Annotated in this window: 14 protein-coding genes, 1 tRNA gene and 1 riboswitch; of the genes, 13 read left to right on the top strand and 2 right to left on the bottom strand. The window is 61.9% G+C overall.

Features of this window, described 5'->3' with window-relative positions:
* Nucleotides 1–9 precede the first annotated feature (9 nt).
* Both J3351_RS06510 and J3351_RS06505 read right to left on the bottom strand, forming a co-directional pair.
* Entirely contained in the window at nucleotides 10–414 is a 405-nt protein-coding gene (locus J3351_RS06510) for a DUF1284 domain-containing protein (protein WP_156072428.1), read from the bottom strand.
* Nucleotides 411–962 (bottom strand): biotin transporter BioY, encoded by a 552-nt coding sequence (locus J3351_RS06505; RefSeq protein WP_035394764.1) that lies wholly within the window; start codon nucleotides 960–962, stop codon nucleotides 411–413. Before J3351_RS06505 ends, J3351_RS06510 begins: the two co-directional genes overlap by 4 nt.
* A gap of 237 nt (nucleotides 963–1199) precedes the next feature.
* On the opposite strand from J3351_RS06505, the gene J3351_RS06500 reads away from it, so the two are divergent.
* The 13 genes from J3351_RS06500 (at nucleotide 1200) to cbiD (ending at nucleotide 16335) form a co-directional block, all read left to right on the top strand.
* Nucleotides 1200–2837, top strand: coding sequence for an HlyD family efflux transporter periplasmic adaptor subunit (locus tag J3351_RS06500; RefSeq protein WP_242699329.1), 1638 nt, complete (start codon nucleotides 1200–1202; stop codon nucleotides 2835–2837).
* Nucleotides 2838–2849: 12 nt separating this feature from the next.
* Complete coding sequence (locus tag J3351_RS06495) at nucleotides 2850–3599, top strand: ABC transporter ATP-binding protein (RefSeq protein ID WP_117506087.1); 750 nt, start codon at nucleotides 2850–2852, stop codon at nucleotides 3597–3599.
* Complete coding sequence (locus tag J3351_RS06490) at nucleotides 3596–4801, top strand: ABC transporter permease (RefSeq protein WP_207697370.1); 1206 nt, start codon at nucleotides 3596–3598, stop codon at nucleotides 4799–4801. The genes J3351_RS06495 and J3351_RS06490 overlap by 4 nt, the downstream gene beginning before the upstream one ends.
* Nucleotides 4802–5007: 206 nt before the next feature.
* On the top strand, nucleotides 5008–7194 hold the full coding sequence (locus J3351_RS06485; RefSeq protein WP_207697369.1) for an S-layer homology domain-containing protein: 2187 nt from the start codon (nucleotides 5008–5010) through the stop codon (nucleotides 7192–7194).
* Complete coding sequence (locus J3351_RS06480; protein ID WP_207697368.1) at nucleotides 7194–7973, top strand: ComF family protein; 780 nt, start codon at nucleotides 7194–7196, stop codon at nucleotides 7971–7973. Before J3351_RS06485 ends, J3351_RS06480 begins: the two co-directional genes overlap by 1 nt.
* 72 nt (nucleotides 7974–8045) lie before the next feature.
* A tRNA-Pro gene (locus J3351_RS06475) sits at nucleotides 8046–8120 on the top strand.
* A gap of 111 nt (nucleotides 8121–8231) precedes the next feature.
* Entirely contained in the window at nucleotides 8232–9503 is a 1272-nt protein-coding gene (locus J3351_RS06470) for a glycerate kinase (RefSeq protein ID WP_207697367.1), read from the top strand.
* Between the two features lie 38 nt (nucleotides 9504–9541).
* A riboswitch (cobalamin riboswitch) is annotated at nucleotides 9542–9760 on the top strand.
* Nucleotides 9717–9941 (top strand): hypothetical protein, encoded by a 225-nt coding sequence (locus J3351_RS06465; protein WP_156066495.1) that lies wholly within the window; start codon nucleotides 9717–9719, stop codon nucleotides 9939–9941. It overlaps the preceding riboswitch by 44 nt.
* Complete coding sequence (locus J3351_RS06460) at nucleotides 9938–11173, top strand: sirohydrochlorin cobaltochelatase (protein ID WP_207697366.1); 1236 nt, start codon at nucleotides 9938–9940, stop codon at nucleotides 11171–11173. The genes J3351_RS06465 and J3351_RS06460 overlap by 4 nt, the downstream gene beginning before the upstream one ends.
* Before the next feature lie 118 nt (nucleotides 11174–11291).
* Nucleotides 11292–12143, top strand: a complete 852-nt coding sequence (locus J3351_RS06455; RefSeq protein ID WP_207697365.1) for an iron transporter — start codon at nucleotides 11292–11294, stop codon at nucleotides 12141–12143.
* Between the two features lie 122 nt (nucleotides 12144–12265).
* On the top strand, nucleotides 12266–13402 hold the full coding sequence (locus tag J3351_RS06450; protein WP_207697364.1) for an ABC transporter substrate-binding protein: 1137 nt from the start codon (nucleotides 12266–12268) through the stop codon (nucleotides 13400–13402).
* A gap of 3 nt (nucleotides 13403–13405) precedes the next feature.
* Nucleotides 13406–14422: an iron ABC transporter permease gene (locus J3351_RS06445; protein WP_207697363.1), complete on the top strand. Its 1017-nt coding sequence runs from the start codon at nucleotides 13406–13408 to the stop codon at nucleotides 14420–14422.
* On the top strand, nucleotides 14419–16335 hold the full coding sequence (gene cbiD, locus J3351_RS06440) for a cobalt-precorrin-5B (C(1))-methyltransferase CbiD (protein ID WP_207697362.1): 1917 nt from the start codon (nucleotides 14419–14421) through the stop codon (nucleotides 16333–16335). Before J3351_RS06445 ends, cbiD begins: the two co-directional genes overlap by 4 nt.
* The last annotated feature ends 1 nt before the right edge of the window (nucleotide 16336 follow it).

Raw genomic sequence — 16336 nt, 5'->3', positions numbered from 1 at the left:
GGGGAAATGTTATTTCACGTATTTGCCTTCGCAGATATTCTTGCAGCAGGCGCTGATGGGGAACCAGCAGCAGTCCCGGCAGATATCGGCCAGCATCTCGGGGGTGGCTTTGGCATCGATCTCCCGGATGAGGGCCTGGTAGTCGTATTCCTTTTCCTCCAGCCCGAAATACTCCACAGTCTTGCGGTCGTACCGCTTGACCTTTTCCTGTGTGTCGCACAGGTCGGTGTCCAGCTTGTTGGGGCAGCAGGAACAGAGGGTGTCGGTGGAGAAGGTGAGCTGGATCTTCGTCCCGGGCACATCCCGCAGCTGATGGACGATATCGTTCATGTGCTCCACAAAGGCTTCGCTGTAGCCATGGCCGGAGTAGCCCTGGGTGCAGAGCAGGTGATGCGGGCGCAGTACGATGCTCATGCCTTTTTTACCCCCGGGATCCGCTTCCGGATGTTCAGGCCCAGCACGCAGGCCAGCACAGCCTTGATGATGGCGGTGGGGATGAAGGGAAGAACGCAGGCAGAAACAGCCACGGACACGGTGCTGTGGGCGACGATCACGAACAGGATAACACCCACGATATAGTTGACCACGGTGCCCACGACAACCGCCACGGGGAAAGCACCCTTGAAAGCATCCCTGTGCTCCACGCCAAGGCCGATGATGTAGGCCATGATGGGGAAGGAGATCAGAAAGCCGCCGGTGGGGCCGACAAACTTATCGATGCCGCCGGAGAAGTTGGCCAGCACGGGCACGCCCACAGCGCCCAGCAGCAGATAAACGAGCGTGGCAATGGCGGACAGCTTGGAGCCCAGCACCACAGCCGCCAGCGTGATGGCGAAGGTCTGCATGGTCATGGGCACACCCAGCGGCATGGGGATGGAGATCTGTGCCATCACGGCGATGACGGCGGCAAACAGGCCCGCGTAGCAGATATCGCGCACCGAGAACTTACTGGTCTGATTCATAGAAAAAATCCTCCTCTGGTTTGGTTCAAACAACGTCCCGATTAAACCAGAAAGCGGCAGACAGGTCAACTTGCGATTTGCACAAAGGTTTACAATCTGTGAAAATTTGCTGAAAAGCGATCAAACGAAATTTGGACGCTTGTGTATCCGGGCAAAATGCGATACACTACACCTATACATAGGAAAGGAACCTGACAGGCCGCCCCCGGCGGGCCTGAATTTGATAGGAGGAACATGATGATCTGGAATAAGAAGAAGGACGGCGCGGAGAACCCGGGTGCGGAAACGCCTGCGGCACAGACAACCAAGGCCCCGGTGCTGTTTTTGCAGAAGAACTGGAAATGGCTCGTGCCGGTGGTCTGTGTGGTGATCGCGGGCGGTGTGTTTTTGCTCAAGCCCAAGAGCGCCAGCACCACAGCCGTGGACCCCAGCTATCTGGAGACCAGCCCTGAAGTGCGGGATGTCTCCAACACCCTGAGCGGTACCGGCACCCTGAACCCTGCCAACACCTACACCGTGAAATCTCTGGTGGAGGGCAAGGTGCTCACCGGCGAGTTCGAGGAGGGCGACGTGCTGGATGAGGGGAGCATCCTCTACACGCTGGACAGCTCGGACGCTTCCACCAATTTTGAAAAGGCTGAGATCGCCATGCAGCAGGCACAGCGCAGCTATGACAAGGTGGTGGACCGCCAGTATGTGCGTGCCGAGGTGGATGGCACCGTGAGCACCCTGAAGGTCGCCAAGGGCGACGAGGTGACCAGCGGGCAGGAGGTCGCCATCATCCGCGACAGCTCCAAAATGCTGCTGACGCTGGAATTCCCCGCCGCTGATGCCGCCAATTTCAGCGTGGGCCAGACCGCCCAGGTGACGCTGGACGGCACCTTTGAGCAGCTGGACGGCACCGTGACCAGCGTGACCGGAACGGATGCCCTGAGCACCGGCAACCTGCTCACCCGCACCGTGACCATTGCCGTGCGGAACGCGGGTGGCCTGACCACCGCGCAGGCGGCCACCGCCTCCATCAACGGGGTCAGCTCCATCGGCTCTGCCACCTTTGGCTATCAGGCAGAGCGTACCCTGACCGCACAGGCCGCAGGCACCGTGACCTCCATCCATGTGCAGGAGGGCCAGACTGTTGCCAAGGACGATATCCTGATCGAGCTGAGCGGCGATGACCTGACCGAGAGCATCCAGTCGGCCTCTGAGACCCTGCGCAGCGCTGAGATCTCCCTGCAGAACCTGCAGGATACCATGGCCAACTATACCGTCACCTCTCCCATCAGCGGCACCATCATTGAAAAGGATGCCAAGGTGGGCGATGCGGTCAAATCCGGCGATACCCTCTGCGTCATCTACGACCTGAGCTATCTGGAAATGGTCATCAATGTGGACGAGCTGCAGATCAGCTCCCTGACTGTGGGCCAGAAGGTGCAGATCACGGCCGATGCCGTGCAGGATAAGAACTATGTGGGCACTGTGACCCGCGTCTCCATGAAGGGCGCTTCCAACGGCGGCACCACCACCTACCCGGTGACCATCCGCATTGACGAGACCGACGGCCTGCGGCCCGGCATGAACGCCAATGCCGAGATCGTGGTGGCCGAGGCTGCCAATGCCCTGACCGTGCCCAATGCGGCCATCGTCCGGGGCGGCTATGTGCTGGTGACCCAGGATTCCCCCAGCGCTTCCAAGGCGGATGCCACCATGGAGGCACCCGAGGGCTTTGTCTATGTGGCCGTCAAGACCGGTGTCAGCGATGATGATTACACCCAGATCGTCAGCGGCATCCAGGAGGGGGACACCATTGGTTACGACCCCAACTCGGTCAGCAGCGACAGCTACTATGACGATGGCAGCGGCATGATGATCTTCTGATGGGAGGATGGAATGAGTGCTCTGATCGAATTTGATGCGGTCTGCAAGTATTACCAGATGGGCGACACCACGGTAAAAGCCGCCGACCACATCACCATGAAAATAGAAAAAGGCGAGTTTGTTGCCATTGTGGGCCAGTCCGGCTCCGGCAAGTCCACCTGCATGAACATCATCGGCTGTCTGGATGTGCCCACGGCGGGCACCTACCGGCTGAACGGCCGGGATGTGGGCAAGATGAGCCGGAACGAGCTGGCCTCCATCCGCAACGAGATGCTGGGGTTCATCTTCCAGCAGTATAATCTTCTGCCCAAATTAAACTTACTGGAAAACGTGGAGGTGCCGCTGGTCTATGCGGGCATCCCCCGCGCCGAGCGCCACCGCCGGGCCCGCGAGGTGCTGGAGCAGGTGGGGCTGGGCGATAAGCTGAAAAACAAGCCCAACCAGCTTTCGGGCGGCCAGCAGCAGCGCGTATCCATCGCGCGGGCGCTGGTGCGCAACCCGGCGATCATTCTGGCGGATGAGCCCACCGGCGCGCTGGACAGCCACACCGGCCGCGAGGTGCTGGGAATGCTGCAGGACCTGCATGGGCAGGGCCATACGGTGGTGCTCATCACCCATGACAACTCCATTGCCGTGCAGGCCGACCGCATCATCCGGCTGGAGGATGGTCAGGTGGTCTACGATGGCGACTCCCGCGCGCCGGAAGCCATCGTCCAGCCGACGCTGAACTTTGAATCGGCAGAACAGGAGGGGAACAAATGATCATTGAGACCTTCCGTCAGGCCCTCCAGAATGTGTGGAGCAACAAACTCCGCACCTTCCTGACCATGCTGGGCATCATCATCGGTGTCATGGCGGTCATCGTTATCGTGGGCCTGGGCAACGGCATGACCCAGAGCATGCGGGACAGCTTTTCGGCGCTGGGCACGAATGCCCTGTCCATTCAGGTCTGGGGCTACGGCTCCCGCACCGCCTCGGTGGAGGATGTGTATAAGATCGCGGATAAGAACAAGGAGCTCATCTCCGCAGTCTCGCCCCAGATCGATTTCAGCAACAACACCCCCAAGGTGGGCACCACGACCTACCGCTACGGCACCAGTGTTTACGGTGTGGACGAGCACTACACTGAGATGAAAAACTATACCCTCGCCCAGGGGCGCGGCCTGCAGTACATGGACATCAAGGACAATAAGCAGGTCTGCATCATCGGCGATTACCTCAACCGGGCAGCCTACGGCGGCAACGCAGTGGGCCAGACCATCAAGCTGGGGGCCTACAAGTTCCGGATCGTGGGCGTGCTGAACGCCAAGGTGACGGACAAGAACCTGCAGCAGGGCTCCGATGATGACTGCATCTATCTGCCCTACACCACGGCCATGCGGCTCTCCAACCAGTCCAGCGCCAAGAACTTTGTTGCGATTATGAAGGACGAGAGCCGCGCCAACGAGGCCAAGGCGGTGGTGGAAAGCGGTCTGTACGACCTGCTCAAGAGCGACAACACTTACTACATCTACAGCGCCAGCGAGTGGCTGGAGGAGATGAACGAGATGATCAACATGGTCATCATCATCCTTACCGGCATTGCCAGCATCTCGCTGCTGGTGGGCGGCATCGGCATTATGAACATCATGCTGGTGTCGGTGACCGAGCGCACCCGGGAGATCGGCATCCGCAAGGCACTGGGTGCCAAGGAGCGGGTGATCCTGTCGCAGTTCGTGGTGGAAGCTGCCACCACCTCCGCACTGGGCGGCGTGCTGGGCATCGTCCTTGGCTATATCGTGTCCATGGCGGCAAACCGCATCCTGCCCATGATCTCCAGCAGCATTGATGTGACCGTCAGCCCCTCGTTCAACTCCATCGTGGTGGCCTTTGGCATCTCAGTGGGCATCGGTGTGCTGTTCGGCTATCTGCCCGCCAAGCGCGCCGCAAGGCTGAACCCCATTGAAGCGCTGAGATATGATTAAACCTCTTACCGCTTCGGTCTGGCTTTGCCAGCGCCTTGCGGAGCTCCCCTAATAGGGGCAACAACGACGACCGCCGCCAGTGGCGGATGAAGGGAGGAGTTGTTGGGGCCGCGGCCAGCAGGATGCAAGTGCAAGGCTTTGCACGAAGCAGACGCTGGGAGCCGCAACCCGGAATACATTAGAAACTATTTTAAGGAGGATTTTCCATGAAAAAGCGAATCCTTGCATTTCTGCTGGCGGTAAGCATTGCCGTGTCGATGCTGGTGCTGCCGGCATCGGCAGCGGGCAACGCCAACACGGCGGTCCAGCTGTCCATCACGCTGAACGCGATGGACAGCAGCCAGCAGGCTGCCCTGAACGCTGTGGTCACCCGCGGTGCGCTGGCCCGGATGCTGGTGTCCTACTCCACCTACCGCGAGAGCGTGGGCTCTCAGGGCACAGTGGGCACCCTGTTCACCGACCTGCCCGGCACTTCGCCCTATGCACCCTATGTCCGCATTGCGGTGCAGAACGGCTGGATGAACGGCTACACCGACGGCTCTTTCCGGCCCGACAACGCTGTGACGCTGGAGGAGGCGGTCACGGCCATCCTCAAGCTGATGGGCTATAAGATGACCGACCTGAGCGGCTCCTTCCCCAACGCACAGCTGAACAAGGCCAGTGAGCTGGGCCTGCGCAATCAGGTGGACTGCAGCCAGGGCGAGGCGCTCAACTACGAGGAGTGCGCCCTGCTGTTCTACAACGCCCTGACAGCCAACACCGCCAGCGGCAGTGCCTACGGCAGCAGCCTGGGCTTCACGGTCTCCAATGGCCAGGTGGATACCTCCAGCGTCATGCTCAAGAGCCTGAAGGGCCCCTTTGTGGCGGGCGATACGGTCCAGCTGCCCTTTGTTCCCAAGATGGTCTACCGCAACGATAAAGCGTCGGAATCTGCGGAGCTGAACAAATACGACGTGTATTATTACAGTGAGAGTTTACAGACATTGTGGGTCTACACCCGCCGCGCCGCTGGCCGCATCACGGCAGTTTCGCCCAGTGCCAGTGCCCCCACCAGTGTAACGGTGGCAGGCACCAGCTATACGCTGGGCTCCTCTGCGGTGGCCTCCCAGGTGTCCTCCCTCAACGGCGGCGGCGTGGGCGAGGTCGTCACCCTGCTGTTGGGCATGAACAATGAGGCTGCCGGGATCGTGACCGGCGAGGAAGCCGACAGCGTGTTCTACGGTGTCGTGCAGACCGCCACCCGCAGTCTGGTGGAAGAGAACGGCGCGGATGTTTTGCAGAAAGTCTCCGTCATGTGCACCGATGGCATTGCCCGCACGGTGAACGTGGACAAGAGCCTGAACTTTCCGCAGGGGTGGCTGGTAGAGATCAAGGTCACCCCGGAGGGCGAGAGCGTGGAACACATCGATGACCGCCGCGTCAACGGCACCATCAATACCAATGCCACTGCGCTGGGCGCTGCCGCCCTGGCCGACGATGTAGAGATTCTGGATACGACTTCGGAGGGTGTGGCTGGGACGGTTCGTCCCAGCCGCCTATCGGGGGTAACACTGAGTGACCTCGATGTCCGTTACTATACCGTCAACGATGCCGGACAGATCGACCGGCTCATCCTGAACGATGTGACCGGCGACCTGTGGAGCTACGGCGTGCTGGACGATGTGAAAAATCTGGCCATGAATTATTCTGACCTGAAGAGCCTCGTCACCGGCATTGTGGCGGGAGATTCCGCCTCCGGCACTACGACCACGACAGGCACCACCACCGGAGCGGCCACGGGCGGCACCGACAGCTCCGGCTCTGCCTCGGGTACCACCACCACTGTGACCGGTACCACGGCGGCAGACCGCCTGTCCAACCTGCTGGTGCCCACCACCAGCGAGATCCTGTGGGGCATCGTCTCGGGCGATATCCTGAGCACGGCCTGGCAGAAACTGACCAGCAACACCGGCTCCCTGATGAGCATTGGCTTCCAGCAGATCGCGGAGATCACGGGCACCCCCTTCAAGCAGATCTTTAACTACATCGGCGGCGGGGCGACCTATGTCTGCTACGTCAACGGCGCGGCGGCCAGCTACACCACGGCCATCAAGTATCCGGTGCTGGCGGGCGGCATTGCCGTGCGGCAGGAGACCACCGGCTCTGTCAAGGCCATGATGCAGCTGATGCCCCTGAAGATCGACAAGGTCGGCGCGGCCTCGGTGCTCTCGGGCAATGAACGCTACGAGATGGCAGACAATGTGCAGGTCTACCTGTGGTACAAGGGCCAGTATTACCCCACCAAGCTGGCTCAGGTGGATGCGGAAGGCTACCAGCTGACTGGCTGGTACGATAATTTCGGCTGCGCTGCCGGAAAAAAGGTCCGCGTCATCATTGCGGTCAAGAACGACTGATGCTTTATTACAGCGGCCTGAGCCGCACACTGCGGCAGCTGCGCTGGGTGCTTTACCCGCGCCGCTGCCCTTTTTGTGATCGGGTGCTGGGGAACCAGCCTGCCTGCCCGGACTGCGCCGATGAGCTGGCAGAGCTGCGCCGTGCACCCTCCATGCGGCTGCGCGGCTCCGAGCACTACCTGGGGCGGCTGGATGGGGCAGCCGCGCCCTACCGATACACCGGCCTTGTCCGCCGCGCGGTGCTGCGGGCAAAATATCAGGGCGCGCCCTGGGCAGCTGTGGAGCTGGGCGTGGAGATGGCCCGCCTGCTCTTTGGCAGCGAGATCAGAATGCATGGTTCTGAGCCCCTGCCCGAACCGGTACCGGGCCTTGACAGGGGTTACGACTGCATCCTTCCGGTACCGGCCTCCAGCAAAAAGCGCGGCTACAATGTGCCGGAGCGGATGGCACAGCCCCTTGCCCGGGCGGTGGGCGTGCCGGTGGTCACGGACGCGCTGACCCGTGCCCGCTCCACCCGGCGGCAGGAGGGGCTCTCCCTTGACGAGCGGCTGGCCAATGTGGCGGGGGCCTTCCGGGTGGCCCGGCCGGAGGCTGTGGAGGGAAAGCGCATTCTGCTGGTGGACGATGTCCTGACCACCGGAGCCACGGCCTCGGCCTGCGCGCAGGCTCTGCTGGATGCCGGTGCGCAGAGCGTGTTCGCTGTGGCGCTGGCTACGGTGGAGTTTCCGCAGCCGGTGGGCAGCACAACGGCCATTGCCGAAAATGAAGAAGAAATTTGAAAATAGTGCTTGACAAAACACCATTCTTCGGGTATACTGATTGAGCCGTGAGCGACAAGCTCAATCAGATGTCCGGGTGTAGCGCAGTTTTGGTAGCGCGCTTGAATGGGGTTCAAGAGGCCGTGAGTTCGATTCTCGCCACTCGGATTGGAACAAGACCGACGATTTCAAAAGAGATCGTCGGTCTTGATTTTTTATTCGGTTGTTTCTGGTGCGCTGTCCCGGAGGGGCGGACACCGCTGCAAGGAGGGCGAGTCTATGAATGCTGCACTGCGCCGGGATGCGGATGTGATTCTTCGTTCCAGCCTGAACGCTGTTCTGCCGGATGAGGCGGTGCGCCGCGCGCTGCGGGATCTCCGGCCCGGGAAGGGCCGGGTGCTTCTGGTGGCGGCGGGCAAGGCGGCCTGGCAGATGGCACACGCGGCGGTTGAAACGCTGGGCCGGGTGGATGGCGGCGTGGTCGTGACCAAGTACGGCCATGTGAAAGGTGAGATCCCCGGGGTGACCTGCTATGAGGCGGGCCACCCGGTACCGGATGAAAACGGTTTTGCGGCCACCCAAAAGGCGCTGGCGCTGGTGCAGGGGCTGACTGCCGGGGATACGGTGCTGTTCCTGCTTTCCGGCGGCGGCAGTGCGCTGTTCGAGCAGCCGCTCGTTTCCGGGGCAGAGCTGCAGGACATCACGAGCCAGCTGCTGGCCAGCGGGGCCGACATTGTGGAGATGAATACCATCCGCAAGCGGCTTTCCGGTGTGAAGGGCGGGCGGTTCGCGCAGCGCTGTGCCCCTGCGCAGGTGTTCAGCATCGTGCTGAGCGACATTCTGGGGGATCCGCTGGATATGATCGCCAGCGGCCCGGCGGTGCCGGATACCTCCACCTGCGCCCAGGCGCTTGCCGTTGCCGAAAAGTATCATCTGGCACTCTCAGCACAGGCCCGGGCCCTGCTGGCGCAGGAAACGCCCAAAACGCTGGACAATGTGACCACCCGGATCACCGGCAGCGTGCGGGAGCTTTGCCGTGCCGCGGCCAGTGCCTGCCGGAATCTGGGATATGAACCGGTTCTCCTGACCGACCAACTCTGCTGCGAAGCACGGGAAGCAGGCAGCTTTCTTGGCTCCATTGTTCGCACCCAGGCAGGGCAGGGGAAAAAGCTGGCCTACATCGCGGGCGGCGAGACCATCGTTCACCTGACCGGAAAAGGGCTTGGCGGAAGAAATCAGGAGCTGGCCCTTGCGGCCGCGCCCGCCATTGCCGGGCTGAACGCGGCGGTGTTCTCTGCGGGCAGCGATGGCACAGACGGCCCCACCGATGCCGCCGGCGGCTATGTGGATGGGGATACCCTTGCCGCGCTGGAGGCCGGGGGCTGGAGCGGATACGCTGCTTTGCAGAACAACGATTCCTACCACGCCCTGAAAGCAGTGGATGGCCTGATCATCACCGGGGCAACGGGCACCAATGTCAACGATGTGGCGGTGGCCCTGATCGGGGAAAAAACACCGCCTGTGAGCCCGGAAGTTTCCCCGGAGTGGTGATTGCATTCCTCCGTTGAGTATGTTATACTGAACAGCGAACTGAATAGAAAACAGCAGGTGCGTACCGCCCGCGGCTCTGGCCGGGGGCAGGCACGTTAAAAGGGAAGCGGGTGCAAATCCCGCACGATCTCGTCACTGTGATAGGGAGTTTACCGCCAGGGTGCAGCTGCACCGGTCACTGGAACGCATGTTCCGGGAAGGCGGCGGTGGATGTTGAGCTTTCAGCCAGGAAACCTGCCCGCTGTTGGTACGGGGGCGCAAGCCCCAGATCACGAGGAATTGGTTGTACCCAAAAAGCCTGAAAAAACTGAAAAGGGCCTTTTTGCTTTGCCATCCCGCAAGCAGAAAGGCCCCTTTTGTTTTGCCGGGCACTCTTTCCTGTACCTTCTGTTCAGCAAAAATCATGTTCAAAAACAGGAAAGGAACGAACAAAAATGAGAAAACGCACCATCCACAAAGCAGTGGCCGCTCTGACCGCTCTGGCCCTCTGCGCCGGTGTACTGACCGGCTGCGGCGGTGCCGCAAGCAGCACCACTGCTTCCAGCACGGCAGGATCTGCTGCCAGCAGCGAGGTTTCCGGCGAGGAGGCTGACGAATTGGCCGCAAAGAACGTTGCAGACCTGATCGATGCCATCTATGTGCAGGAGCGCACCGATGACACCGATGCCCAGTGTGAGGCCGCCAAGGCCGCATGGGATGCCCTGACCGATGCCCAGAAGGAGCTGGTCGAGGGCGAAGAGGCTGACCCTGACTACTTTGGCCGCGACACCGGCGATGCTTCCAAGGACGACAGCCGCAATCAGGACGACATCGGCGAGAATGAGCTGCTGGTGGTCTCCTTCGGCACCTCCTTCAACGACAGCCGAGTGAAGGATATCAAGGGCATCGAGGATGCGCTGCAGGCCGCTTATCCCGATTGGTCTGTCCGCCGCGCCTTCACCGCACAGATCATCATCAACCATGTTCAGGCCCGCGACGGCGAGAAGATCGACAACATGCAGCAGGCTCTGGACCGCGCTGTGGCCAACGGCGTGAAGAACCTGGTCGTCCAGCCCACCCACCTGATGCACGGTGCAGAGTACGACGAGATGATGGAGATGATCGACGAGTACAAGGACAAGTTCGAGAGTGTCGCCGTTGCCGAGCCCCTGCTGGGCGAGGTTGGTGCCGATGCTGCCGTCATCAACGCCGACAAGGAAGCTGTTGCCAAGGCCGTTACCGCTGCTGCTGTGAAGGATGCCGGTTTCGACAGCCTGGATGCCGCTGCTGAGGAGAAGGTCGCCTTCGTCTTTATGGGCCACGGCACCTCCCACACCGCAAAAGTGAGCTACAGCCAGATGCAGACCGCCATGCAGACCCTGGGCTACAGCAACGTGTTCATCGGCACGGTGGAGGGTGAGCCCGAGGAGACAGCCTGCGAGAACGTCATCGAGGCTGTCAAGGCCGCCGGTTACACCAAGGTCATCCTGCGCCCCCTGATGGTCGTTGCCGGTGACCACGCCAACAACGATATGGCCGGTGCGGATGACGATTCCTGGCTGAGCCAGTTCCAGGCCTCCGGTGACTTCGCGTCCGTGGAGTGCCAGATCGCCGGTCTGGGTGAGATCGAGGACATCCAGCAGCGCTACATTGAGCACACCAAAGCCGCCATTGATTCCCTGAACGGCTAATATTCCGCATTCCAATGCCCGAAGGGAGAGATCTTTTCGGGCATTTTTTATGGAGAGCTTCCCCGCATGAGGAGAAACACTCCCATTTCAAATTCTGAATTTTTGAGGTATTTTGTTTATGCACTGCAAACAGTTTGTTTCCCTGTCCGTTGCTTCCCTGATGCTGGCCGCCGTCCTCACCGGCTGCGGCGGGGCTTCTTCCGCTGCTTCCTCTGCTGTCAGCTCGGAAGCCGCTTCTGCCGTGAGCGCTGCCGCCGCTTCCGAAAGCACCGAAGCTGCCCTGCCGGACGGCGTGTACACGGCTGAGTTCGACACCGACAGCGGCATGTTCCACGCCAACGAAGCCTGCAATGGCATGGGCACCCTGACCGTGGAGAACGGGCAGATGACCTTCCACGTCAGTCTGGCCTCCAAGAAGATCGTCAACCTGTACGTTGGCATGGCCGCCGATGCCGAGGCCAACAAGGCAGACTGGCTGCTGCCTACCACCGACACCGTCACTTACTCTGATGGCACCTCGGAGGAGGTCTACGGCTATGATATCCCCGTGGCCGCTGTGGACCAGGACTTCCAGCTGGCACTCCTCGGGACCAAGGGCAAGTGGTATGACCACACCGTGAGCATCCGCAATGCACAGCCCAAGGCTGAGGAAGCTGCCGAGACCCCTGCGGACGGTGAATACAGCGTCAATGTGACCCTGGAGGGCGGCTCTGGCCGTGCCACCGTGGAAAGCCCTGCCGCCCTGACCGTGGCGGACGGCAAAATGACCGCTGTCATCCTGTGGAGCAGCCCCAATTATGATTACATGATCGTGGACGGCGAGAAGTATCTGCCCACCAACACCGAGGGCAACTCCACCTTTGAAATCCCCGTTTCTGCACTGGGCACCCCGCTGGCTGTCACTGCCGATACCGTAGCCATGAGCACCCCCCATGAGATCGAGTATACGCTGACCTTTGCGCTGAACTGAACCTCTCCGGCATCGCCGTGCGATGCCACCTCTCCTAATAGGAGAGGCAAGAGAGCAATAGCGCAAACTTGGCTCCCCTACGAGGGGAGCTGTCGCCGAAGGCGACGGAGAGGTTATTCCCTATGAAGATCACCCGACAACAATTCCTGCGCGTTCTGCCTGCTACAGTACTGGCCCTGTCGGGTTGCGCTGCCTCCGAGACAGCGCCCGCCAGCACAGAAGAACTGGTCTTTGACCATGCCTGCCCGCTGGATTACGCCACACAGTTTACTGCAGACTGCTATGAGGGCGGCTATACCATGCTGACCCTGACCGAATCGGGGGAGCAGTTCCTTGTGACCCCGGAGGATGCCGCTGCGGTGGAAGGCCTGCCCGAGAGCGTGACGGTGCTGCGTCAGCCCGTCCGGAACATCTACCTTGTCTCCACCTCGGTGATGGACCTGTTCCTCGCGCTGGATGGGCTGGACAGTGTGACCCTTTCCGGCACCCGGGCGGAGGGCTGGTATCTGGATGAGGCCAGAGCCGCCATGGAGGCCGGGCGCATTGCCTATGCGGGCAAGTACAGCGCCCCGGACTACGAAAAGATCCTTGCGGCCAACTGCGGCCTTGCCATCGAGAACACCATGATCTACCACACCCCGGAGGTCAAGGAGCAGCTGGAACGGTTCGGCATCCCGGTGCTGGTGGAGCGCTCCAGCTATGAGAGCGGCCCGCTGGCCCGGCTGGAATGGCTCAAGTTCTGGGGCATCCTGCTGGGGAAAGAGGAGCTGGCAGAACAGGAGTTCGCCCGGCAGGTGGAGCGCCTTGCACCGCTGGCCGGGCAGGCTCCCACCGGCAAGCGCTGTGCCTTTTTCTCCATCACAGCCAACAACCTTGCCAATGTGCGCAAGGGCGGCGATTATGTGGCCCAGATGATCGAGATGGCGGGCGGTGATTATGTTTTTGCGGACCTGACCGACAACGGCAACAACCTTTCCACCATGAACCTGCCGCTGGAGGATTTTTACGCCGGTGCAAAGGATGCGGATGTGCTCCTTTACAACAGCACCATTGAGGGCGTGGTGCACACCACGGAGGAACTGGTGGCAAAATGCCCCCTGCTGGCCGAGTTCAAGGCCGTGCAGAGCGGCAGTGTCTGGTGCACCACCCAGAGCTTTTTCCAGCAGAGTACGGCGCTGGTCGATTTTGTGCTCGACCTGCACCGTGTCTTTACGGAGAACGACCCCGCCGACCTGCAATTTCTGAGGAAAGTAGAGTAACCTATGACCAGCAAAAAGCGCCTGATCCTTTCTTACGGCATCCTTGCCCTGCTGCTGGCGGTGCTGTTTGCCGCCAACCTGTTCTGGGGCAGTGTGTCCCTGACACCGGGGGCAGTGCTGGCGGCCCTGACCGGCTGCGGGCGGGACGCTTTGAGCGTGGGCATCATCACCCAGCTGCGCCTGCCCCGGGCCGTGATGGTGGTGCTGCTGGGGGCGGCGCTCTCGGCGGCGGGCTACCTGCTGCAGACCTTTTTTGCCAACCCCATTGCAGGGCCCTTTGTCATGGGCATCTCCAGCGGGGCCAAGCTGGCCGTGGCACTGGTCATGGTGGCTTTTCTGAACCATGGCCTGCTCACCAGCTCCCTTACCCTGATCACAGCCGCCTTTGCGGGGGCCATGGCCTCCATGGCCTTTGTGCTGGCGGTCTCCCGGCGGGTGCAGCGGATGAGCATCCTTGTTATCTGCGGTGTGATGATCGGCTACATCTGCTCGGCCGTCACGGAGTTTGTGGTGGCCTTTGCCCAGGACAGCAACATCGTCAACCTCCACAACTGGTCTCAGGGCAGCTTTTCCGGCATGACCTGGGGCAATGTGCGGGCGGCGGCGCTGGTGGTGCTGCCCGCTCTGGCGGCAGCGTTCTGCCTTTCCAAGCCCATGGCCGCCTACCAGATGGGAGAGGCCTACGCCCGGAGCGTGGGCATCAATGTCAAAGCCTTTTCCCGGCTGCTGGTGCTGCTTTCCAGCCTGCTGGCCGCCTGTGTCACGGCCTTTGCGGGGCCCATCTCCTTTGTGGGCATTGCGGTGCCCCATCTGGTCAAGCAGCTGTTCGGCAGCGCAAGGCCGCTGGTGGTGCTGCCCGGGTGCTGCCTGGGCGGGGCGGCTTTCTGCCTGCTGTGCGACCTCATCGCCCGCAGTATGTTTGCCCCCACCGAGCTTTCGATCAGCGCCGTAACGGCAGTGTTTGGTGCACCGGTGGTCATCTGGCTGCTGGTGCGCCGGGGTCAGGAGGGTGTGCGATGAAATACCTCTGTGAAACGAAAGAGCTGGCCATCGGCTATGGCAGCGCGCCCCTTGCTTCCGGCATCACGCTGGGGGCGGTGCCGGGGCAGATCCTGGCCCTCATCGGGCCAAACGGCGCGGGCAAATCCACCCTGCTCAAAACGCTGGCGGGCCAGCTGGCCCCCCTGGGCGGGGCTGTCCTGCTGGATGGCCGCAGCCTAACCGATTACACCGGCCCGGCCCGGGCCCGGAAGCTGGCCCTGATGCTGCCCCATACCCGCCGCACCGAGCTGACTTCCTGCTTTGAGTTTGCCGCCGCCGGACGCATCCCCTATACCGGGCGGCTGGGCATCCTGTCCGATACCGACCGGCAGGCCGTGCGGGACGCGCTGGAACTGGTGGGGGCTTCCCCTCTGGCGGGCCGGGATTTCAACTGCATCAGCGACGGCCAGCGCCAGCGCGTTCTGCTGGCCCGTGCCATCTGCCAGCAGCCCGGAGTTCTGCTGCTGGACGAGCCGACCTCTTTTCTGGATGTCAAGGGAAAGATCGAGCTGCTGACCATCCTGCAGAAACTGGCCCATGAGCAGGGGCTGGCCGTGATCGTCAGCCTGCACGAGCTGGACATGGCGCAGAAGATCGCGGATGCGGTGGTCTGCGTGTTCCCGCACAGCGTTTCGGGGGTGCTGACCCCGAAGGAGGCCTTTGCCCCGGAGAACATCCGGGCGCTGTACAGCCTGACCAAGGAGCAGTACGAGGCCGTGTTCGGCCCGGAAAAGCCTGCCGGGCCAAAGTTTGAACATTACGTCCGCAGTGGGCAGAAGCTGCTCCGCTGCGGGTACACCACCGGCACCTGCGCGGCGCTGGGTGCGGCGGGGGCCGCGCGGCTCCTGCTCACCGGCCATGCCCCGGAGAGTGTTGCCCTGCGCACGCCGAAGGGCATCGTGGTGGAGGTGGCACCGCTGTACTGCCGCCCCGCCGGAGCCGGTGCCGAATGCGCCATTGAGAAGGACGGCGGGGATGATGTGGATGTGACCACCGGCCTGCCCGTGATCGCCGCCGTAGAATTGCTGCCCGATACCACCGAGATCCGCATCTCCGGCGGCAAGGGCGTGGGCCGGGTGACCAAGGCCGGGCTGGACCAGCCGGTGGGGGAAGCTGCCATCAACCATGTGCCCCGGCAGATGATCGCCGAGGCCCTGCAAAGGGAAGCCGAGAGCGCCTGCTACACCGGCGGCTTTGCCGTGACCATCTCCATCGAGGGCGGGGAAGAGGTGGCAAAGCGCACCTTCAACCCCCACATCGGGGTCGAGGGCGGGCTTTCGGTGCTGGGAACCAGCGGCATTGTGGAGCCTATGAGCCAGCAGGCGATCCTGGACACCATCCAGCTGGAAATGAATCAGGCCGCTCTCCGGGCGGGCAGCCCCAGGCGGCTCATCCTGGCCCCCGGCAATTACGGGCTGGACTATCTGCACGAAAGTTACCCGGAGTTTCACGCTGTTCCGGTGGTGAAAACCTCGAACTTTATCGGTGATACGCTGGATATGGCTGCTGCGGCCCGCTTTGAAGAGGTGCTTCTGGTGGGCCATGTGGGCAAGCTGGTCAAGGTGGCGGGCGGTATTATGAACACCCATTCCCACACTGCCGACTGCCGCACCGAGCTGTTCTGCACCCATGCGGCGCTCTGCGGCGCTTCCCGGGAAGTCTGCGCCGCCCTGATGGACGCTGCCACCACCGATGCCTGTCTGGAACTCCTGGACAGCGCCGGCCTGCGGGCTCCGGTGCTGGAAAGCCTGCTGCGGGCAGTCCAGCTCCACCTTGACCGGCGGGCCTGCGGGGCGTTCCGGGTGGGGGCGGTGCTGTTTTCCAACCAGCACGGCCCGCTGGGAGCCACCGACACTGCCGCACAACTGCTGAACGAATGGAAGGAGCATTGAG

Origin of the sequence: Faecalibacterium sp. Marseille-Q0746 (assembly GCF_017377595.1) — a bacterium.
GTDB classification, from domain to species: domain Bacteria; phylum Bacillota; class Clostridia; order Oscillospirales; family Ruminococcaceae; genus Faecalibacterium; species Faecalibacterium duncaniae.
This window is presented reverse-complemented; position numbering and strand designations above follow the sequence as displayed.